General features: G+C 34.7%; 14 protein-coding genes. 2 read left to right on the top strand and 12 right to left on the bottom strand.

What is annotated here, in order from left to right:
- From C245_RS24295 to C245_RS0120535, 5 genes are all read right to left on the bottom strand, one after another.
- Nucleotides 1–309: hypothetical protein (locus tag C245_RS24295; protein ID WP_157495922.1), on the bottom strand; the 309-nt coding region annotated here is incomplete at its 3' end.
- Nucleotides 258–2648, bottom strand: coding sequence for a hypothetical protein (locus tag C245_RS0120550; protein WP_017498499.1), 2391 nt, complete (start codon nt 2646–2648; stop codon nt 258–260). The genes C245_RS24295 and C245_RS0120550, both read right to left, overlap by 52 nt.
- Before the next feature lie 574 nt (nt 2649–3222).
- Nucleotides 3223–5175 (bottom strand): OmpA family protein, encoded by a 1953-nt coding sequence (locus tag C245_RS0120545; RefSeq protein ID WP_017498498.1) that lies wholly within the window; start codon nt 5173–5175, stop codon nt 3223–3225.
- Nucleotides 5063–6106, bottom strand: coding sequence for a PorP/SprF family type IX secretion system membrane protein (locus C245_RS23340; RefSeq protein WP_081603551.1), 1044 nt, complete (start codon nt 6104–6106; stop codon nt 5063–5065). The genes C245_RS0120545 and C245_RS23340 overlap by 113 nt, the downstream gene beginning before the upstream one ends.
- A gap of 373 nt (nt 6107–6479) precedes the next feature.
- On the bottom strand, nt 6480–9335 hold the full coding sequence (locus C245_RS0120535; protein WP_017498496.1) for a histidine kinase: 2856 nt from the start codon (nt 9333–9335) through the stop codon (nt 6480–6482).
- Nucleotides 9336–9402: 67 nt separating this feature from the next.
- Between C245_RS0120535 and C245_RS0120530 the strand changes: the two genes are divergently transcribed.
- Nucleotides 9403–10203, top strand: coding sequence for a LytTR family DNA-binding domain-containing protein (locus C245_RS0120530; protein WP_017498495.1), 801 nt, complete (start codon nt 9403–9405; stop codon nt 10201–10203).
- Between the two features lie 1609 nt (nt 10204–11812).
- Here the strand turns inward: C245_RS0120530 and C245_RS0120515 are convergent.
- Together C245_RS0120515 and budA are read right to left on the bottom strand one after the other, a co-directional pair.
- Nucleotides 11813–13225: an L-dopachrome tautomerase-related protein gene (locus C245_RS0120515; protein ID WP_017498491.1), complete on the bottom strand. Its 1413-nt coding sequence runs from the start codon at nt 13223–13225 to the stop codon at nt 11813–11815.
- Between the two features lie 46 nt (nt 13226–13271).
- Nucleotides 13272–14054, bottom strand: a complete 783-nt coding sequence (gene budA / locus C245_RS0120510) for an acetolactate decarboxylase (protein WP_017498490.1) — start codon at nt 14052–14054, stop codon at nt 13272–13274.
- Nucleotides 14055–14360: 306 nt separating this feature from the next.
- Between budA and C245_RS0120505 the strand changes: the two genes are divergently transcribed.
- Nucleotides 14361–16109: a hypothetical protein gene (locus tag C245_RS0120505; protein WP_017498489.1), complete on the top strand. Its 1749-nt coding sequence runs from the start codon at nt 14361–14363 to the stop codon at nt 16107–16109.
- On the opposite strand, the gene C245_RS0120500 is transcribed toward C245_RS0120505, so the two are convergent.
- The 5 genes from C245_RS0120500 to lon form a co-directional block, all read right to left on the bottom strand.
- Nucleotides 16089–17465: a nucleoside permease gene (locus tag C245_RS0120500; RefSeq protein ID WP_017498488.1), complete on the bottom strand. Its 1377-nt coding sequence runs from the start codon at nt 17463–17465 to the stop codon at nt 16089–16091. The two genes, C245_RS0120505 and C245_RS0120500, sit on opposite strands and share 21 nt — an antisense overlap.
- Before the next feature lie 67 nt (nt 17466–17532).
- On the bottom strand, nt 17533–18225 hold the full coding sequence (gene cmk / locus C245_RS0120495) for a (d)CMP kinase (RefSeq protein ID WP_017498487.1): 693 nt from the start codon (nt 18223–18225) through the stop codon (nt 17533–17535).
- Between the two features lie 504 nt (nt 18226–18729).
- Nucleotides 18730–19332 carry a murein L,D-transpeptidase catalytic domain-containing protein gene (locus C245_RS0120485; protein WP_017498486.1) on the bottom strand — a complete coding sequence of 201 codons (603 nt, stop codon included), beginning with the start codon at nt 19330–19332 and terminating at the stop codon, nt 18730–18732.
- 4 nt (nt 19333–19336) lie between these two features.
- Entirely contained in the window at nt 19337–20356 is a 1020-nt protein-coding gene (gene porQ, locus C245_RS0120480; protein ID WP_017498485.1) for a type IX secretion system protein PorQ, read from the bottom strand.
- A 175-nt stretch (nt 20357–20531) separates the two neighbouring features.
- On the bottom strand, nt 20532–22985 hold the full coding sequence (gene lon, locus C245_RS0120475; protein ID WP_017498484.1) for an endopeptidase La: 2454 nt from the start codon (nt 22983–22985) through the stop codon (nt 20532–20534).
- Between the last annotated feature and the right edge of the window lie 125 nt (nt 22986–23110).

The following is a 23110-nucleotide window of genomic DNA, read 5'->3' as shown; positions in this document are numbered from 1 at the left end:
CGAACCGTAATATGTCCTTCCGTTTACCAAAGCTGTTGTTGGTGTTACTACATTACCTGCAGTAGCCGCATCGTACCACGTAACTCCTGTTTCATTGGTTACCAGACTTGCCACTGTAGCATTCGCAGATTTACAGAATTCTTGTGCTGCATTACCTGTTGGTGTCTGAGGATCACTGATCGTTACCGTTACCGCCAATCGCGTTGGACTCTCTTTACCATTTAGCGTTTGCGAAGCGTAATAAACGGTTCCGTTTATTAATGTGAACCTGATGCCAATGAGTTGCCTCCAGTGGCACTTTCGTACCATTTTATAGCAGTTCCGTTAGCTGTTAGACTTGCTACGATAGGATTGCTAGTGAAACAAAAAGTTTGCGTTGCATTGCCCGTTGGAGGTGAGGTTACAAGTGTTACTGTTACCCCAAATCTTGTTCTACTTTGGCAATAATTTATCGTTTGTGATGCATAATAAGTTCTACCATTCACTAAAGCAGTACTAAGTGAATATTCCAGACCACCCCCAGGACCAGAAATATCAAACCATCTAATACTACCTGTTCCAGTGACTGATAAACTCGCTATAGTAGGGTTACTACCCGTATCAAATGACTGCAATGCATTGCCTGTTGGGGGTGAGTCAAAAATATTTACTAACACTGCCAATCTTGTGGCACTCTCACAACCATCCACCGTTTGTGATGCATAATAAGTCTTATTGTTTTCTAAAACAGTACCTGACAAAAGAATATTCCCACCTATGGCTGCATCGTACCATTTTATATTAGTTCCCCTGCATTCGTACTCTAGATTTCCTAAATTAGAGGTATAAATCCCACACCAGTTCACCGATGCAGGACCTGTTGGAGGTTGTGTATTTTTAACTATTGCCGTTACCGCAAAGCGTGTTGCGCTCTCACAACCGTTTACCGTTTGCGAAGCATAATAGGTTGTTCCATTTATTAAAGCGGTCGTTGATGACAATACGCTACCGCCTGTGGCAGCACTGTACCATTGCACTACTGTTCCTGTGACAATTAAACTCGTCACAGTAGGATTAGCAGATGCACAAAATGTCTGCAAGGCAGTACCTGTTGGCGCATCAATACCTATCTTTACCGTTATTGCAACTCGAGCAGTGCTCTCACAACCGTTTACCGTTTGCGAAGCATAATACGTTGTGCCATTTGTTAAAGCTGTCGCTGACGGAAGTACATTTCCTCCTGTTGCCCCATCATACCATTTTACATTTGAAGCATAACCACTATTATTACTATTATAGACTAATAAACTTGATAAAGTAAGATTACTCCCGCTGCAAAATTCCTGAGGTGAATTAGCTGTTGGTGCAAGTGAAGTATTTATAATATTAGATCTGGCCCACGATCGGGTTGAGCTTTCACAGCCATTTACCGTTTGTGAGGCATAGTAACTGACTCCGTCTAGTAAAGCAGTAGTTAGCGGAAGTAGATTTCCTCCTGTTGGTGCATCATACCATTTTATTCCTGTTCCTGATATGCTAAAATTCGCCAAGGTACTATTATTAGTATCGCAAAAATATCGATCTCCAAGATTGCCGGGCGCTGGAACGTCAGTAACATTTACGTTTACTGCCAAGCGCGTTGGACTCTCGCAGCCGCTTACCGTTTGTGAAGCATAATAAATGGTCCCATTGGTTAAGGCTGTACCCGATGCCACTTCATTACCTTGTATTGCTGAATCATACCACTTTATTCCAGTTCCCGTGGCTGATAAACTTGCCACGGTGGGATTAGCACTTGCACAAAAAGTTTGTGACGCATTACCCGTGGGTGCAGCAGGATTACTAATGGTTGCCGTTACCGGTAAGCGTGTTGTACTTTCACAGCCATTTACGGTTTGCGAAGCATAATAAGTGGTATTGTTTGTTAAAACTGTACCTGACGCCACTACACTGCCGCCAGTTGCAGCATTGTACCAGAGTATTCCTGTTCCGTTAACTATTAAACTGCCAACAGTAGCATTATTACCTGCACAAAATTCCTGGGTTCTATTACCTGTTGGCGCTGCAAAGTTGCTGGTAATTATGACTGTCACCCCAGTTCTGTCTAGACTCTCGCAACCATTTACCGTTTGTGATGCACAATAAAACGCTCCATTTACTAAAGCTTTCGTTGATGCCAACGCTGTGCCTCCATAATATGCATTGTACCATTTTATATTTGTTCCGGTGGCTGACAAACTTGCCACAGTAGGATTATTCGCCACACAAAATGACTGTGATGCCGCTGCTGTTGGTACACTCGTCTCATTATCATATGTGACACGAAAGGACATGTTACCAGTACTAACCCAAATCTCATTTCCTGAACTATCTTCACCAAGCATTTCGCCTCTATAGTAACCAGGTTCTACATGGCTAAAGGAATTGCTAGAACTACCACCAACATAATATTGATTAATTACATCAAAAAGACGGTACGTTACGTTCTTCAGACTAGAATTAAGTGCAGGATCAGAAGTTAATACTACTATTCCGTCGTTACTAGTACAACTAGTAGCATTAACAACAGTTGCAGTTAAATTCTGCGAAATTCCTGCAAAAGGCAGTAACAACAGTAAAAAAAGAAAAAATCTTATTGTTTTAATTTTAACTAAATAGTTCTTTATCATATTCAGGTATTTTTTATTACTTGTTTTTTGGGGTATGTTTCTTCTAAAAAAAGAAGTATTTATATAGCTTTTACTCTATTTTATCACGAAATTTTACACAAAAATATACTTGTTCTAAAATTTATAGTTCACTATTCAATAAACGGTATAACTAATGTTGTAAATGGTAGCAGTTTGGTATTTCCTTAAAAGTACCGGGAAACCAGTCAAATTTTTTTTACCTGTCTACATGGTAAGAATGCCTTATAAATATGCTGTTTAAACAATTCTATTGTGTCAAAATTTGCCTCAATGACTCACACACTGGCATTGATCTTTTAGGTACTTAAAAGATATTTCCAAATACAGAATCGCGGAAAAATTTGCACCGCATACGTATCGTTTTCGGCAAAGGGAGTATCGTTCAGAATTATTGGAAATAATGAATACCATTTTTGTAAAGCAATACCGGTAAAGCTGTGCTTCGATGTTTCACCGGTCTAAAAAGTCTCTTCTACTGAAATAAAATACTTTGTCTCAAATTATTAAGATTTCTGAAGAAACTAATTGTATAAGATTCCGTGATAGATTCAAATTATCGCTGGCCATCGAATCCAACAATGATGAATTCGCTTCTTCTATTGATGGCATGTTCTTCTTCGGTACAGGGAACGCCATCTGCACATTTGTTTAAAAGCATTGCTTCACCATAACCTTTACCCGATAGCCTTGCCGGATCGATACCTCCTTTTTTCACTAGCCAGTTTATTGTTGTTTTAGCTCTTAAATTAGAAAGTTTCATATTATAGGCAAAGCTTTGTCGACTATCAGTATGTGCCCTGACATCCACCTTAAGATTGGGTCTTAGTTTCATGAGTTCGGCAATCTTAGCCAGTTCTACTTCCGCATCTTTTCTAACAGAGAATTTATCCAGATCAAAATAAATATCCTGAAAATTGAATACTTTGGCCAAGTCAAGACCAACCTCTAATTTTTGTTGTTTTTGCTCCATTAAAAATGGAAAAGGCTTTTTGTCTATATCAAAACTGGTAAAAAAGCTTATCTCGATGGTTTGATAATTTTCGTTCTCTGCTCTAACATAATAGATCTTGCCAGCCGTCAGGTTTTCAAGCTTATAAGTTCCAATAGGACCAGAAACGCCCTTGGCCAAAAGATTCATTTTTTCATCATACAATGAAATCTGAGTATCCGGTACCGGATAATTGGTTTGTTTATCAATCAGGTTAAGATGTATGGTCTTAGTGTTCTCTCTTTTTAAAGGCTGATCTTCAGTGAATTTATAAATATCATCAAAACCTTGTCCGATATTCCTGTTGGAAGAGAAGTATCCTTTTTTCGTTTTAGAATTGATATAGTAACAAAAATCATCAAAGGAGCTGTTTATGGGTTCCCCAAGGTTTGTGGGTTTGGATACTGAGCCATCTGGATTGATTTTTGCCGCAAAAATATCCAAACCTCCTAATCCTAACTGCCCGCTGGAAGCAAAGTACAATTCATTGTTATCTGATACAAACGGGAAAGTTTCCCTCCCTTCCGTATTGATATTGGTACCTAAATTTTCCGGTTTTCCGTAAGTACCATTATCCAAAATTTTCACTTTAAATAAATCTGACTTCCCTACAGTACCCGGCATATTTGAAGCAAAATACAACGTTTTCTCGTCAGGGCTTAAAGCCGGATGTGCCACACTATATTCATTACTGTTAAAAGGAAGCTCTGTAATGTTATCCCAATCCCCATTTTTATAGACTGCTTTATAAATTTTAAGCAGCACCACACCTTCATTATTCATCCTTAGTTTTCCGTCTGAATAATTATTGCGGGTAAAATAAACCGTTTTACCATCCTTTGTAAATACCGGGGTTGATTCGCTAAATTTAGAACTAAGTTTTTTAGAAAATAAATGCGGTTCTCCCAAAGTACCGTCTTTATCTATTTTACAAACCAATAAACTACTGTAAGGCTGATTGTCCCACTTGTTTACTTTATCATCCCTTTTAAAGCCAGGTCTTGATGAGGCAAAAACAAAGTTTGTTTTACAAAAAGCTGCTCCATATTCGGAGTAAGAACTGTTAATTTCACTATGCTTCAGGGTATACCTGTCAGAATTCATTTTTATTTCTTTCAGATAGTCTTTATTATTGAGGTATAACTTCGCTCTGATTTCGTTCTCTGACAACCGAGCAAACAAATTTAGATACTCTTCTGCTTTCTCCGGCTTTCCTTCAGATTTTAAAGTTTGAGAATAACGATAATAATATTCCGGGGTGACGAAATTATTGCTATTCACTGTATTCAAACCAAACAATTGCGTGTACCATTTATTTGCTTCAAGAAATTGTGCATTGAAATAGTAAGAGTTTCCTAATTTTTCGAATAACTCTTTTGATTTATACCCTTTCTCTGCTACTCTTTTATAAATCTCTATTGCGTCGATGTAGGCTAGGTCGTCGTATTTTTTGTTGGCTTTTTTTATTTTGTTTTCCTGAGAAAAAGCGCAAGATGCTGTAGCGAAAAATAAGATCACCAAGCTGTGTATTTTTACTCTCATAACTTAAAAAAATACGAGGTGAGAAAACTTTGTTAATTTTTTTTGACAATTCAAATCGTAAGAAAAACTCATGTGAACCAGAGTTATATTTTCCTAATTTGTTTGTATCGGCATCATAAGCATAGCCCATCAATAATCCATCTGTGATTTGGAAACCCACCACTGCGCTCGCTGCTGCGCCCCATCTGTAAGAAGTTCCTAAGGTTAGTTTTTCGAAAAACAAAAAGTTAGCCGACAAATTCAACTGTAAAGGACTTCCCACTATAAAATCAGCGAGTATAGCCGGTTTAAATTTGACATTATACGACAAATCAAAAACATGGCCCGCCATAAAATAATAATGGGATCTTAATTTTAAAGCTGACTCTTTATTTGCATCATATAGTATGTTCTCTAAAAGCGCAGGAACAGAAACTCCAACATACGTCCGATCTGACTGCAGGTAAACACCGGTACCTAAATTGGGCGAAAATTTACCGCTAATATTATTCTGAAAATGAGGGTCATTTGGATTGTATTGATTCAGTTTGGTATAATCAATATTCAACAAATAACCGCTCGCTTTAAGTCCAAAGAATAATTTATAATCGTAATTCAGTCTAATGTTATAAGACATATCTACCGAAAGCGAGGTTTGATTTGAAGGCCCTATTTTATCACTCACGATAGAGGTTCCTAAACCTACATGGTCTGATACAGCACTATTGGCTGCAAAAGTCAATACTCTTGGCGCTCCGTCCATTCCTACCCATTGCATTCGGTTTAAACCCACAATACTTAATACTTCTCTACTCCCGGCATAAGCGGGATTAATTACTGCCGTATTGTACATATATTGTGTAAATTGTGAATTCTGTTGCGCGAAAGCATTCAATCCGATCAACAGTAATCCTAACACTAAAACAATTATTTTTTTTTCATAAATAATACCATACGTTAAAATAAAGCCTCTTATTTTCTCTACTATAAAGAGTTAAGCAATCACTGAGGCCTCTAACTTAAATTAAATCAAAATGTGTGTTTTTTCTCATATTTTAAACAAATATAGTATTGACTCACTAACTTATATACTGCTTGTAACAAACGGCTTAATGACGAAATAAATGGTTGTTTTGAGGTACGAAATAGGAAATGCAAGCCGAACATAAAAAAAATCCGACAGGTTTTAAAAAACCTGTCGGATTCGAAAATATCTTTTGACCATCAAAAAGTCGATAATCTCATAGAACCACAATGTGATAATACGACAATTTAATAATGCTGCGATAAACTATAAACTATTAATCTGTAGAGCCATCATATTCAAAGTAATAAAGAGGTACTGTTATCTCTACTCTTGTACCTACAGGCAAACCATCTTTTATCAAATCTATCACCTCCAGTATATGCCTTTTTTTTCTGAGTTTCGTTAAAATTCTGAACCTGTCCGCGATAATCAATGACGCCAATGATTTATGACCTTTACTATTATTCGTTTTACATCTGCCTATGCCATTATCCTCTATTATAATGCACAAACTGTCATTCTTTGGATAAATCTCGATTAAAAGTTCCTTTCTTTTTTTACTGGGGTTTAATCCATGGATAATAGCATTTTCAACAATGGTCTGAACTACCATTACCGGAATCTCAATTCTTTTCAAGTCAAGTGTTTCGTCTATTTTATACGTTACGTGCAATTCATTATTACTCCTCACCTGTTCAAAATCTAAATACGTTTTAATATACTTAATTTCTTCATCCAAAGAGGTAATTTTATCTCTGGTAATTTCTAAGGTCGATCGGAGTAATTTTGAGAATTTATTTAAAAAGAAATTAGCATCTTCTACACCCCTTGTAAATAAAATGCCTTGTAAATTGTTTAACGCATTAAATAAAAAATGCGGTTTCATTTGATTCTTCAGTGATTTGAGTTCCAAAGTAATCAGTTCTAATTTTAGTTTGTTTTTCTCATTAATCTTTTTTCTGAAATAACGTAAAAAGAAATAGAACATTAAAAGATACAGAGATAATACAGCTATAAAAAAGAAGTTAGTTTCCCAAAAATAGGGTTCTACTTTAAAACTGACTTTTTCAAATGTTTTTTGATTAGTATCTCTTAAATTTCGGGCACAAACTTCAAAAATATAATTTCCATGTGCCAAATCACTAAAAACTATATTCCTGCTTGAAAGTTGATTCCAGGAGGTGTTTTCGTAATTTCCGTTCTTTACCAGTCTATAAAAAATTTCAAAACAATCCGGATTATCAAATGTTCGAAGAGAAGTCCTGATCATAATATTTCCTTTGCCTTGTTTGATGATTTTTTCTTTACTATTCAAAATTGATTTTTCACCAACAAAAAAATCAACAATCTGAACCTCTCCAAAAGCGGATTTGTCTATATAACTATTTTTAATAACCGAAACACCGTTATCGGAAATAATCATAATATTATGCTTTAGAAAAACAATATCCATAACACGTCCTCTTAAAACCCCTTCGTTGAAGTTAATTTTATTAAAGAAATGCCATTTACCTTCTTTTTTCTTATAAATCGTAATATCATTGTAGGTTACGAAATACACTTTGTCATCGTGGTATTTAATAAAATAACAATTGTCTTTTAGTTTAATTCTTTGCTGAACGTTTAACTTATTGTCCAGAAAAAACACCATTCTGTTTCCCGTTCCTATAATAACACCATCCTTCATTTTTCGAATAAAACTGGTATTTTTTATCGAAGTTTTTTTTCTCTTTTCTTTAGTGATAAAATTATAGGAAGCTACCATTTCTTCATTACCTACTACCGCTAAATTATTGTTCAGGCAAAACTCTTTGAGACGTATATCGGTAAAATCAAAAGTAATTTTATCATTGTATTCTGACTCGATGTAATTTTCATCAATAGCAAACAGATTATTATTGCTGTCCATGAATGTTTTGTTTAAATTAAGTTTAGCATGGATCACATCAAAACTAAAATCGTTTACTGTTTTATCATACAAATATTTCCCTTTATTACTAATAAGACATATTTTATCTCCAAATTTGAACAGATTATAAAGTTTCTCATCAAACTTTCGAATAATTTTTATTTCGAAAGTTGTGACATCCATTACGCCAAATAAACCAGAATTGGCAATAAAATAGAGTTTATCTCCTTCCAAAAGGCTTTTTCTTATAAAGGTATCATTGGATCCAAACAGCCTATAATTTACTTTATTCAAAATTTCCAGACTGCTATACTTGACAAAGTAAAGTCTGTTTTTTTCGTCTATGAACCAAAAATTCTTACCTGAATCGATAAAAACTGATTTAAAATCTAAACCATTAAGCTTTATTAAGTCTCCGATATTTTTAAAATTCTGATAAGTATTGCCAGTAGTCGAATGAAATTTTAAAGAATCTTTTGGAGTATAAAAAGGAACAATCTGTTTTAAATTATCAATCACAAAATCCATTTTATTGTAATAAAAATTATAAAGCGGTTTCTGATTAACAGAATCTATTTTTCCGGATCGGGTATATAACCCGAAACGATGTAAATCGATATTATTGACAGTAACTTTATAAAAGGGTTTTAATCTGTATTTCTTACCGCCTTCCATAACAAAATGTCTCTTAAAGAAATGATCGTAACCGTAATAAGTTTTGCTAGCTATATCGTATCTGTGAATTTCAAGATCCTTTTTTTTGGGCTTGTATTTTAAAAAATAGTTTCCAGGGGTTAACAAATAACATTCTCCATTAGATATGGAACTAAAATAAACACTGCCCTTTCTTTCAAAACAAAAAGACAAACTTGGTATCTTTTTAGCTGCTTTAACATAAAAAACTTTATAACCCTTTACAAAATGAAGTCCGTAATGATAATCGCAAAGCCAGACTCTATTTTGCGAATCGATCCCGGTATATACAATATCATTAGAACTTAAACCATTTTCAATCGAAAAATTTCTAAATGTATTGCCATTAAATCGTGTTAAGCCATTGTTGGTCGCAATCCAGATGTTGTGCTGCAACCCCTCTCTGACACTATATACATAATCGGATTTTAATCCGTTTCGCGAATCCATAATAACAAACTGATTACGAAATTGCGCCTGAACACTCTTGGATAATAATAAAATTAAAAAAAGTAAAAATTGCTTCATGTGATTATTTTTTCGTAATATTATAAATCCAAAAAAAAACGAACCAAAATTAATTTGTTATAAAGATATGATATCTAAAATCAATGCCATACTAGTTGACGATGATTTTCAAAATTTGCAATTATTAAAATATTTCCTTGATAAATTCTGCCCTTTAATTAATATTGTTGGGGAAGCTGACAATGTTGAGGATTCTATAACGCTAATCAACAAGCTATCTCCACAGGTAATTTATCTGGATATTCAACTTCACGAGAAAAATGCTTTTGAAATTCTGGATTGCATTGACTTTTCCGAAATTGAAATTATTTTTGTAACAGCTTATAACGATTATGCACTTAAAGCATTCAAATACAACGCTATTGATTATATTATAAAGCCTATTATAATCGAAGACATTGTACTGGCTACTAACAAAGTAATCATGAAACTGAACGAAAAAGATCAGTTTAACCAATTTATAAAACAAGAAAAAAAATCACTTTCTGAACAGGCAATATCTCCTTCAGTACCTTCATCTCAAAAATCTGCTCCTTCTATTGGTACTGAATATCTAACAATCAATTCGTTGGACAAAATGATCATTATCAAAAAAGATGACATTAGCTTTTGTAAATCTGACGGAAGATATACCACCTTTTTTCTGGTCAATAATACTGAGCACGTTTCGAGCAAAAATTTAGGTGAATATGGTACTATGCTGGATCAAAATCAATTTTTTAGAATTCATCACTCGTATATTGTCAACATAAATCATATCGATAAAATTAATAAAAAACAGGGGTACTATTGTGAAATGACAAATGGCGCAAAACTTCCTGTTGCCAGAAGAAGAATCGACAGCTTAAAAAAAATGCTACAGATATAAAATGTCTTGTTTTCACTTTTATGGTTATTAAAATTTGAAATTCATGTGATGTCGGACTACAATATTTTGAAATTATAAATAATCATGCGGGCTGAAGCAGTATAACGCATTTCTGCAGGTTAAATTACACTGCCTCAGATCCTGCACAAACTCATTACCATTCTTATTATAAATCCTATTTGGATCATTTAAAAGGAATGGGAGGGTTAAATCTGAGTAAAATGAGAACCAAAACGATTAGAGCCTTTACAACTTCAAAAACAGATAAAAAAATCAACTAAACTGAATAATGCAAAACGCATTATTCGTCTTACCTAATTTTGAATTATTGAGCGACTTCAATTTATGTATCCACATTTCCCTTCACACTAACCAAGAAACCACTTGTTAATTTAATTACGAATTTAGAATTATAATTCACATTATGCAACTGCATTTCAACACCTTACACCATTCACGAAATAAATGGTAACTTTTGATTTAAAAGTGGAAGTGTCTTACCTAAAATTGAAAATTACAGATTTACTTTACTTAAGGTTTTGTACTTCCTACCTCTTACTACACTAAATTTCAATTGAATTCTAGCTCTCTTCATCCTTCCACAAAGAATAAGGCTGAAAAAACAGAATCAAAATTCTATCTTTCCAGCCTTTGGGGCAAAAAAATACAACAATCATACAGAATGAGATAATGTTACGCACCACTTTCATAATTCTACGGCATTCCCTCAAATTAGGTCCTGTACAATTTTTGTTCGCCATCTTTGATGACTAAAAGAAAGAATACCAAACTAGTTAAAGATCAACTCAAAAAAACATGCAAAAACACTAACGTAATTCAAAACTTAACTAAAAACTTAACTAATAACAAAAAATTAAAATGATTGTTTATTCACTTACTTAAATAAACCACTCTTTATTCAACTCTTTATACTAGTTTGATAAGACTTGCTTTCTGAGTACAAATATAGAATGGTCCTACGAGATTTGAATGCCGGTTTCAATAAGTGCGTCAACTACGGAATAATTGATACTTTTTTCTGTAAATATGGAATATAATCTAGATCCTAAAAAGAATACAACACTGAATATCAATACATTCAATTATCCTAAAGCTAAAATAAAATAGAAATAAACTAGGTTTCCGCAACAAATTAGATACTATCATTATATTGTCTCGTAAAATTCAGTGTATAAAAAAAGAGGGAATCTTCTCCCTCTTAAAAATGGTTAAATGTAAATAATTAGAATTGGTTAGTTACTGTACTTATTAAATCTACCTTTTAAAATCTAAAATTAAACCCCGCTGTAACAATTCCTTTATACGCGAAACCTAATTTTACGAATGCTCAAAATTCTTTGCCCTTTCTTAAATCTGCTGGATTAATTAGTTATACTATTTAATATTAACTTTTACTGTACAATCACAAGCGGAATCTATAACAAACCATCATATTACTAATACAAACGTAAGTCTATTCGTACCATTTAATTATGCGTTTTAAAAACACGTTATCACCTAGGTAATAATCGGTTGTAAAGCGGTAATATTTGGTAAAATTAACCGGGTGCAAATAATACTTCTATCACACGATACGCAAAACGCCGATTTATGGTTTAAAACGATAAATAAAATATGGAGGCTTTCCCTGATCGTCCGCACCTGTAAAAGCTGGTGAACTATTGAGTTGATTTACTGAAATATACATCCAACCGTCTGGGCCTTTATAAACATTATCCGGCCATTGCAATTTTTGATTGTCCTGTAAAATAGTAGTTAATTTACCCGCAGTATTCAACTTTGTTATGGCGTGTTCTTGCAGATTTGTAAAATAATGATTCCCTTCTTCATCTGTCAAAGCTCCATCACTAAAAGGTTTGTCACCTGCTTTTTTTATTGCTTTACTAATTTCGGCATCACTTTTACCTTCTCTAAATAGTTTGGCTGGCACGCTATACCATGAAGTTCCATTCATTGCTCCAAAAAATATCGTTTCCCTGTCATTTGAAAGTGTAATCGGGTCAATAGCTACACGAGCCGGTTTTCCTCCAAAATAAGTTACTTTACCATCAATAATCATATCTTTATCTTCTGCCTGCAAAGATACATGTCCGCTAAATCGGCGTGTTTTTTTTGTTTTCAGATTCAAAACAATAATACCCGGATTGGCAATATCGGCTAAGTAAGCAAAACCATTTTTTTCATCAATGGCAACATCCTGCGTAAATGTACCTTTAGGCGCAATAGTTTGAGGCAATTCAATTTTTTGAACTACTTTATTCTTACTGATATCAAAGGCCCAAAGTCTGGATTTACCTAATTCGAGTCCCATATCGGTAACCCATAACTGATTGTTTTTATCAAAGATTAACCCCAACATCGCATCAAATTTTGCGTCGGTTGCTTTTGCGTCATATTTCTGATAAGCTTCAGATGGGTAGGGAATCGCTTTTCCGTTTACAATTTCTACCAATTGCATCTTCTGACTTCCCAACGGATGAATGGTTGCAAAAACACGACCCTCGGCTGATACAGCAACGTCACCGGGACGAATGTCCATTGCGGCAACTACTTCGAGAGGTTCGGCTGTTTTTTTGGCATTTGCAAAATAATTGGCGGTCCCTTCAATCCAGTCTTTACGTGGGGGAGCAAAAAAATCAATATCTAATGTCCCATCTTCCAAACATTCAAACTGATGGGGAATATTCCCCGGAATAATCAACACCTCTCCGGCACTAACAAGGTACTCTTTACCTTGCATGGTTACTTTTACACTTCCCTTTGTAATATAAGTAGTTTGCTCATTTGGATGTTGATGAAGTGGTACTTTAGCACCTTTATCCATCTTAAATAACGCCAGCATCCCCTGCTCTCCATACACATATTTACGCTGTAATTTATCTCCTAGTTGTTCCCATCCCAAATTATCAAATTTTAGATGTTGGATTTCTTTCGTTTGCTGTGCGGTCATAGCGGCAGCGAGCAAAATCATAGTAGAAATTGCTAATTTTAATTTTGTCATGTTTGTTGAATTTTAAATAATAAAAGCGGTTTATACCGGCACTCTGTTAGTAAGAGCTTTTAACGCCGTCTTGCTTTGTCCAGGGTTTGTTAAAGACTTTATTCTGCTGGGGCAAAATAACCTCATAACCCGGTTTTTCGTCTATGTTGACTTTTATAGTTGCTGTCCTTAATTTTCCGGAAATCAGATGCCCGCCATATTTACGGTCTCTGGAAATAAAATGAAAATGAAACGGAGACAAGTCGATCGCTGAAAAATAAGGCGGATTGTAAAAGCCAACCATAGTCCCCGAGATATGTTCTCTTTTATACAAAGGTCTTGTTTTCATGAGTTCGGACAGCCCGGTAGTCTCATTTTCATCAAGCCGCCTCGCACCACCGACTGTAATGTTTTCAAATTCACATTCTATGCGAACGGCATAAGGTTTATTAACCGAAGGAAGTCTTTTTATCACCTCGTTCTGGAGTTCTTCGATATCTTTTGTATCGGTAAGTTCAAACTGCATATCAGCTTTAAAGAAAACAACTGAACCAAATGGTATCTTAAAGCTGTTTGTTGCAACCCCAATCACTCCCGAAGCATCTACCCTATAGAAAATACCATCAAGTACAATCATTTCACCGTCTAAATAATTGTAAGTACCAATTCCGAAATTTCCTTTTTTAGCGAGTTCTCCAATCGATAATTCTCCTGTATAAACGCCATTACGCATCGCATCCATTACAGAATAATGAAAAACAGGTCTTTCTTCCTGAACCTGTGCTTTTACAGGCAAAAAGCCTAATACTGCAATAAAAAAAACTGCCATTCCGGTACTATTATTTCTCATGCCTTTATATATTAGATTACTTTCTTTCGTTATATTAGCAAAGATATCCCTAAAGAAAGTAGGACAAATTGTACATGTAAACAATTTTCCTGTACAATTTTATCATCAGCTCTAAAAGTTAATCACCATCATCAAGTTTCAGTAAACTTAAAGTTGTGATGACGTTATGTATTCTAAGAGAGAAGCACGGGATATCTTTATATTAATTGTCTCAACGGGTTAATATAATACAGGTTTACGATAATAAACCAACATTCAAACCTTGAGAAAGCATTGATATTTGTTATTTTATACTTCTAAAAAACTATGATAAAATTAATTCCTGTCAGATTTCACAAATATTATTATTCTGCAAGTTGTTTTTTACTATTGGTTGGATGCAAAACCGCTCAACAAAATGTTATACAGCACAATTATATCGCCGGAGAAAAAAACAAAGGCGATTTGTTTTACAATACATTACTGGATGTTTCCATCGACATCCCGGAAAATGTGAGCTATGAAGATCTTTCTAAGATTAATATAAGTACACTAAGAAAACGAATTGGGAATTATAAGGATATTTCTGCTGCAAAGGCAATACTTAGTTATAAAACAAATCAAAATTTAGAAAGCTATTATTTCTTTGAAAAGATTGAAAAACCAACTGACACCATTGTTCACGAAAAGCTGATTCTAAATGACAGTATCAATGGCATTATAATTTTTGAAAAACAAAAAGGAACGAAAAAAGTCATTTCACTTACACGAATGTCTGGCAATTCAAATCATTTGGAAATGGCTAACGAAAATATACGAAGGGTTCATCTAGACAGTACCTCTTTGAATAAATTGTCTTATATGCATCTATTTAATTATTATACCGCTGAGCCACATAAAAACTACCTTCAGGGAAGAGAAAAAATAAAGAACGCACCTATAAAAGATCCAAGAAAAACAATGTTTAAGCCCCCTTTATACTTGACGATCAATTCATTTATAGGCAATAATAAAGAATATAATTTACTACTTAAAGAACATGAAAGCGATAAAAGTGATTTTAAACAAACTGTTCTAAATTCTCTAACTAAAAATGAAGTCAAAAAGGAAGAAGCTGTAATTGCCGCAATTGGAGATCTCGCTAACGACAATCAGATTATTATACTCAATGAGGATCATTTTTATCCCAAACATCGATTGTTTGCCATGAATCTTCTGGATGTCTTGAAAGAAAAAGGATTCACCGTGATTTCTATGGAAACCTTTACACCTAATTATGGTACTAATACCGCACCTGTTCCAAATGCTAAAAATGGTTTTTATATCAAAGATCCCTATTTTGGTCACTTTGTAAGGAAAGCAAATTCTATGGGATTTACTCTTGTGGGGCATGAAAATTCAGATCAGAAGGTAGACCGGGAAATTGGCCAGGCCAAAAATATCATGAAGATACTGGAAAAAGATCCAAAAGCAAAAATTTTCATTTATGTAGGTCATGGTCATCTGGAAGAAGAAGGAAAAAAGCGTCTTATGGGCAGTTACTTAAAACAATACTCGAACATAGATCCTGTTACTATCAATCAGGAGACTGTTATGATGAAGACAAAAGAAAAATTAGTTCTGCTCCCTAAATCGGTATTTGCAAAAGATACTTTAATGAAATCAAGTGCTGATTATTTTGTAATTAATAACCTTGAAGCCGACCTGCAGTCTGTTTACCCTAATCAGTCGTTTAAAAAAGTAAATCTGAAAGACCGGAAGCTCTCACAATTTAAAAACGAAGAACTATTGGTTGACATTTTCTTATCAGAAGAGTATAATGCGACTAAAAATGCAGATTTACTAATTCCGATTCAATCTATTTTAGTAGCTCCAAAAAACAACACAATTGAAATTGATTTACCTGTTGGACAATACTATATTACTGCAAAATCAGCCCAAAATGAGTTGTTTCAATTTAATCGAAATAGAAGTCAATTAATGCTACAGGTTATTTCAAAAAAAATCCCGTTTTCAATGGTGTTGAAAACGGGATTTCTACTATGTGATTTATTTTTAATGACTCAAATTCTCTAATTCTTTCGGGTCATGTTTGTGTTTAAATAAAATCGCAAAAGCAATTGCAATTACTAAGGCATAAGATGCAAATGACAGCCAGATGGTTTGCCAATCTTTCATTAAAATAGGATTAGTAAATATTCCATCTGCAGAAACTGAATTACCTTGACTTTTTACAAAATCAAGCATTTTTGAATTTGTGCTTTCCGTTTGTAAAAATGACGCCAATTCAGTTGTATTAGTAAACGATTTGGTAAAAAAGCGATCAATAGCCCAACCTGAAGTTAAACTTCCTAAAACCGCACCTATACCATTGGTCATCATCATAAACAATCCTTGTGCAGAGGAACGTATTTTTGAATCGGTATTACTTTCAACGAACAACGAACCAGAAATATTGAAAAAATCAAATGCCATTCCGTACACGATACATGACAATATGATCATCCATAAACCTCCTACAGGATCTCCAAAACCAAATAATCCGAAACGCAATACCCAGGCCAACATACTAATGAGCATTACCTGTTTGATTCCAAAACGTCTTAAGAAAAACGGAATTGCAAGAATAAATAATGTCTCAGAAACCTGAGAAATCGACATGATGATAGTCGAATATTTGATTACAAAAGAATCTGCATATTTAGGAAAATGTTTGAATTCGTCTAAAAATACGTCTCCGTAAGCATTCGTCAATTGCAAAGCACCTCCTAAAAACATAGAGAATACAAAAAACAAGGCCATTTTATAATTTCCAAACAATTTAAAGGCTTCTAATCCTAAAGTTTCAACCAGAGAAGCATCTTCTTTAGTAAGACGCTGTGGCTTACATTTTGGCAGTGTGAAGGCATAAATCCCAAGAATTAATGCACCAACTCCGGCGATGTAAAACTGATACTCTGTTGCTTTGCTTCCACTTAAATTAGTGATCCACATTGCGGCAATAAAACCAATAGTTCCCCAAACACGGATGGGTGGAAAATCTTTTACAATATTTTTATTATTTAATTTAAGCGAGGTATACGAAATAGAATTACTCAAAGCAATGGTTGGCATGTAGCAACACATTGCGATAAACATTACGTATATAAAATTATCAGGTGTGGTAACGTGTGCAATACCAAATAAAACTACTGCGTAAAGAATGTGCAGGACACCATACAGTTTTTCTGCATTAATCCATCTGTCTGCAATAATCCCGGTTAAGGTGGGCATGAATAAAGAAGCAATTCCCATGGTTCCGAAGACCAAACCAAACTGGGTTCCTTCCCAGTTTTTAGTTCCAAACCAATAATTTCCAATTGTTATAAGCCAGGCTCCCCAAACAAAAAATTGAAGAAAGCTCATTATAATCAACCTGTTTTTAATTCCCATATGATGAAATTGTCTTTAAAATAAATGAAGCGGTAAAACTACCATTAAAAATGATATCTACAAAAAATTAAATTGTTTTAACAACATCTGTTACTAATTCCAGCACTGCTGTAAACTGTTCTTCTCTGTTTAAGTAAGAATTATCTATTTCTATCGCATCATCGGCAATAATTAAAGGAGAATCTTCACGATGTGTATCGATATAGTCTCTCTCGACTACATTTTTCAGGACGTCTTCATAAGAAACGTTGTCTCCTTTTTGCTGTAATTCATCGAAACGTCTCTGTGCACGGGTTTCGGCACTGGCGGTCATGAATACTTTAAGTTCAGCATTTGGAAACACTACGGTGCCAATGTCTCTTCCATCCATTACAATACCTTTATTTTTCCCCATTTCCTGCTGTTGTTCCACTAATTTGGAACGTACTTCAGAAACTTCTGCTACTTTACTAACGAAACTGGAAACTTCAATGGTTCTGATTTGTTTCTCTACATTTTCTCCATTAAGATACATCTCGGCAAAACCAAGATCGGCATTAAATTTAAACTCTAACTGAATGTTCGGTAAAGCCGTTATAAGGGCTGCTTTATCAAAAAAATCGGCTGCAATAAGCTGGTTTTTCATGGCAAAGTAGGCTACGGCACGGTACATTGCTCCGGTATCTACATAAACATATTCTAACTCTTTTGCTAATTGTTTTGCCAAAGTACTCTTTCCTGTAGAGGAGAATCCATCAATTGCAATGGTAATTTTTTTCAATTTTTTTATTTTTAAATTTAAACTTATTTACTGCGCTGGTCCGGTTTCAATAGTAAATACTCATCACAATATCGGATCCGGAATTGTCAATTATTTTTGCCACTCTTTCAAAATACTTTTTGTTCACCATTGGGCATCCATAACTGTTGCAAATATATCCATTTTGCTCTTTATACGGAACATCAAAATAATAATGAAAAACAATCTCTCCTGAAGATATTCTAATTTATTATTACTTATGGCGTTACCCTCCGGGTCAGGCTGTACGCTAAATCTTTTGCGACAGAAAATTCATAAAACGATGAGAACCTGCCGGTATCGCAAAAGGATATCGCTGCCATCCCTAACGCGTTCTCCTACCAGGAAAACATCCCGTTTTATTTTACATTATACTTTAATTCTTATGCATTTTGGATCACACTATAATAATTCCGGACATAAAAAAAGCTGTTGAAAGAACAACAGCTGTATGATTTATTTTATTGAAATTATACTTTAAGCGTTCTAATAATAAACATCCAGAATGATATTTGACTTAGAACAATCTATATATTTTTCGAGTCTTTTAAAAAACTGTTCATTAACCATTGGACAGCCATGGCTGTTACTGATGTAATAATCTTGTTCTTCATAAGGAACTGCAGAATAATAATGCAACACTATGGCTCTTTTTAAAGCATTATTATTGGTTTCATCCAGACCATTTAATTTATAGGCTTTTCCGAAGATTCCTTTATAACATTTCTGAATCACATATCGGCCTAAAGCAGTGCAATTGGAATTAGGAGTATTACTAAAGCGTAAACTTCCTTTTACACCCGTTTCTGATCCTGAACCATGTGCTACAAGCCCCTGATCGATAACTTTATTGTTTACCAGGTCGTAAACAAAAAAACGATTTTTGCCTGACGGTATGCTCATATCAACGAAAAAAGCAATTTTGGTATTGTATTTAGAATCAATACTCATCATGTTTTTTATTTCGTTTACTCTAAGGTTCATACGCTCTACTTCCAGACTGGAAATAGCGGTTTCTTTTTTATAGTAGTGTTTTGCACCCGTTAAAACTCCAACTGTTAAAAACAAAAACAAACTAAGTATTTTCATATCATTACTGAAAATTTAAAATTAGACCAAAAAGACTTGTATTTGCTGCTAATGTATATCTGGAATATGAATAGTTAAATTTTAACCTGTTCATTTTTAATCCAAATCCTACTGACACCCCTGAAAAATTACGCTGTTCATTCACCCGTAACTCTTCTCCCCTTCTAAAATTATATCCTAAACGCAAATTAAATGCTTTTTTTGGGAAAAGTTCTACTCCTAAAACAACATGCCTTAAAGCGTTGTTTAAAAATGAAACCTTTTCTTTGTTTGTTGATCCATCTATGCCGGTTCCTCCACGAACGGGATTCGAAAAAGAGATGTTCCACTGTTGCAAATTTTCTAATGTGAGATGCCAGCGAAGGGGCACATGCTCTAATTCCTGGGAAACCCCAGCCACGATTTCAAATGGTAAATTTTCCTTTATACCCGAGTACGTTGTAAACTGCGTACCTATATTACGGATTACCAGACCCAAATTTACGTCATTTTTTTCAATTACATACAAAAAACCTAAATCAATTGCTCCTCCTATCGAATTATAACTTTCTAAAGTTGAAGTTATTAGCTTAGCACTTGCTCCAATATGCAAATCAGTATAAGGAACATTATAAGCATAACCCAATGAAAGTGCGCCTTCACTCCCAGTAAAATTAGAAGTGGCCTGACCATTTTCATCATAACCTTCAAATGAACCATAATTGACATAACTCACTCCTGCATAAAATGTCTGTACATGTCTGTCGTAAGTATAAGCATAAGAAGCAGTTCCATAAGAAGCTTCTCCATAGTAACTCCCATAATTCAGAGCAAGACGATTGTCCATATCTTCATTTAAAGCTGCAGGGTTAGACATCACCTGATTGACATCCTCGTCATAAATCGTGATTGTTTCCCCACCTAACGCTGCCTGTCTCGGGGAGGTCGTTAAATTCAAGAACTGATAGGTGTGACGCCCTCCTATTTGCCCATAACTAACGGAGCAAATTGTTACTAATAAAAATAAAACAAACTGTTTTAACATTCTTCTGGGGCGATCCTATAGAGGGATAACGCAAGTGCGAAGATAAAATTATATCAATTATAAAAATAAAATACGATAAAAATAAATTCCAATAAAAAAATTCCAAATTCCAAAACTGAGTTCTCAGATTGGAATTTGGAATTTAGATCTTGTTTTTTAAAGTCTACACTTTAAACTATTTCAGCGTTTTCGCGTTTTTAACGTTCTGATCGGTCAAGGCCAAAGCCAGAACTTCACTCATTTCTTTTACATAATGAAAAGTAAGTCCTTCTAAATATTCGGCTTTAATTTCATCAATGTCACTTTTATTTTCATGACATAAAATGATTTCTTTAATATTGGCTCTTTTTGCTGCAAGGATTTTTTCTTTAATTCCGCCCACCGGTAAAACTTTACCACGAAGCGTAATTTCACCTGTCATGGCTAAACTTTTCTTTACTTTCTTTTGTGTAAGCAATGAAACTAAAGACGTTAACATGGCTATTCCGGCACTTGGACCGTCTTTTGGTGTTGCACCTTCCGGTACGTGTAAGTGGATATTGTACTTTTGAAACAATTCAACATTCAAACCTAATTTTTTAGCATTGGCTTTGATGTACTCTAAAGCAATTGTAGCCGACTCTTTCATTACATTACCAAGATTTCCGGTAATGGTCAAAGCTCCTTTTCCTTCCGAAATCAAAGATTCAATAAATAAAATATCTCCACCAACACTGGTCCAGGCTAAACCTGTAACTACTCCTGCAATATCGTTGTTTTCATATTTATCGCGTTCCAGTCTTGGTACCCCTAAAACAGTCACGATATCTTCGTCGGTTACTTTTTTATTGTATTCCTCTTCCATCGCTACTGCTTTTGCTACATTACGAATGACCTGAGCAATTTTAGTTTCAAGGTTACGAACTCCTGATTCGCGTGTGTATCCTTCTACGATTTTTTCCAGTTGTTTTTTACCAATGGTCAAATCTTTAACTGTCAATCCGTGTGCTTCTAATTGTTTCGGGAAAAGGTGTCTTTTAGCAATTTCAACTTTTTCTTCGATGGTGTAACCGGACATTTTGATTACTTCCATTCTGTCGCGTAAGGCCGGCTGAATGGCTGACATATTGTTTGAAGTTGCGATAAACATTACTTTAGACAAATCGTACCCCATTTCAAGGAAGTTGTCGTAAAAAGCATTGTTTTGTTCCGGATCTAATACTTCTAATAAGGCTGAAGACGGATCACCACTGTTACCGCTCGACAATTTATCAATCTCGTCCAGTATAAAAACAGGATTTGAAGTTCCGGCTTTTTTCAAACTCTGAATGATTCGTCCCGGCATAGCACCGATATAAGTCTTTCTGTGTCCGCGAATTTCAGCTTCATCACGCAAACCACCTAAGGAAATACGTACGTACTCACGCCCTAATGCTTCAGCAACCGAACGACCGATAGAGGTTTTACCTACTCCCGGAGGTCCTGTCAAACATATAATTGGCGATCTCATATCGTTACGAAGTTTCAATACAGCCAAATGTTCGATCATTCTTTTCTTTACTTCTTCAAGTCCAAAATGATCTTTATCTAATACTTTCTGTGCATGTTTTAAATCGAATTTATCTTTAGAATATTCCCCCCAAGGTAATTCTAAAAACAATTCCAGGTAGTTACGCTGAATTCCAAAATCAGGAGATTGCGGGTTCATTCTGCGCATTTTAGACAATTCTTTTTCGAAATGTTTCTGCGTTTTCTCGTCCCACTTTTTGGTTTTCGCCTTCAATCCCATTTCATCCATTTCTTCTTCCTGCGAAACGCCTCCCAATTCTTCCTGAATGGTTTTCATTTGCTGGTGAAGGAAATATTCACGTTGCTGCTGGTCTAAATCAAAACGAACTTTTGACTGAATGTCGTTCTTCAATTCTAATTTTTGCAGTTCCACGTTCATGTAACGCAACGTTTCAAGCGCACGTTCTTTTAATCCGTTTATCGATAACAAACCTTGTTTTTCTTTTACGGATAAATTCATATTAGAAGAAACAAAATTGATTAAAAACGACTGGCTTTCAATGTTTTTAATCGCAAAAGTAGCTTCTGACGGAATGTTTGGGCTTTCTTTTATAATTTGAATCGCCAGTTCTTTTACCGAATCTAAAATTGCGGTAAACTCGGTATCATCTTCTGCCGGACGTTCTTCTGAAACTTCTTTGATCGTGGCAGTGATATATGGTTCTTCTGAAACTACTTCGTCAATTTCAAAACGTTTTTTACCTTGTAGAATTACGGTTACGTTTCCGTCAGGCATTTTTAAAACGCGAAGAATTCTGGCTACGGTTCCAATTTTATGAATATCATCTTTTGACGGGTCTTCGTCTTCTTCATTAATTTGAGAAACCACACCAATAATTTTTCCGCCGGCATTGGCATCATTAATTAATTTGATTGATTTATCTCTTCCTGCCGAAATCGGAATAACAACTCCCGGAAATAAAACGGTATTGCGCAATGGTAAAATAGGCAACGAGAGCGGAAGCTCTTCGTTATTCATTTCCTCTTCGTCTTCCGGAGTTAATAATGGAATCAAATCTGCTTCTGAGTCAAATTCCTGAAGTGACAGATTGTCAATTGTGAGTATTTTATGGTTTGACATAATAGTATATAAGTCGTTTTGTCATTAAATATTTCATACTAACCGCAAATATAACTTTACAGGCGGTAGTTTTTACTAAATCTGTGCAAAGTATTTCATTTACAAGATTAGCGGTAAAAATAGAC

Source organism: Flavobacterium sp. WG21, from assembly GCF_000335775.1.
GTDB lineage: Bacteria > Bacteroidota > Bacteroidia > Flavobacteriales > Flavobacteriaceae > Flavobacterium > Flavobacterium tructae.
The sequence above is the reverse complement of the archived record's forward strand: the minus strand, read 5'-3'. Positions and strand labels throughout refer to the sequence as shown.

Excerpts from the sequence above, each read along its gene's own strand:
- budA (WP_017498490.1), bottom strand. The coding sequence starts at position 14,054 with ATGAGAAATAATAGTACCGGAATGGCAGTTTTTTTTATTGCAGTATTA.
- C245_RS0120530 (WP_017498495.1), top strand. The coding sequence starts at position 9,403 with ATGATATCTAAAATCAATGCCATACTAGTTGACGATGATTTTCAAAAT.
- lon (WP_017498484.1), bottom strand. The coding sequence starts at position 22,985 with ATGTCAAACCATAAAATACTCACAATTGACAATCTGTCACTTCAGGAA.
- C245_RS0120550 (WP_017498499.1), bottom strand. The coding sequence starts at position 2,648 with ATGATAAAGAACTATTTAGTTAAAATTAAAACAATAAGATTTTTTCTT.
- C245_RS0120515 (WP_017498491.1), bottom strand. The coding sequence starts at position 13,225 with ATGACAAAATTAAAATTAGCAATTTCTACTATGATTTTGCTCGCTGCC.
- porQ (WP_017498485.1), bottom strand. The coding sequence starts at position 20,356 with ATGTTAAAACAGTTTGTTTTATTTTTATTAGTAACAATTTGCTCCGTT.
- C245_RS0120535 (WP_017498496.1), bottom strand. The coding sequence starts at position 9,335 with ATGAAGCAATTTTTACTTTTTTTAATTTTATTATTATCCAAGAGTGTT.
- C245_RS0120505 (WP_017498489.1), top strand. The coding sequence starts at position 14,361 with ATGATAAAATTAATTCCTGTCAGATTTCACAAATATTATTATTCTGCA.
- C245_RS0120485 (WP_017498486.1), bottom strand. The coding sequence starts at position 19,332 with ATGAAAATACTTAGTTTGTTTTTGTTTTTAACAGTTGGAGTTTTAACG.
- C245_RS0120500 (WP_017498488.1), bottom strand. The coding sequence starts at position 17,465 with ATGGGAATTAAAAACAGGTTGATTATAATGAGCTTTCTTCAATTTTTT.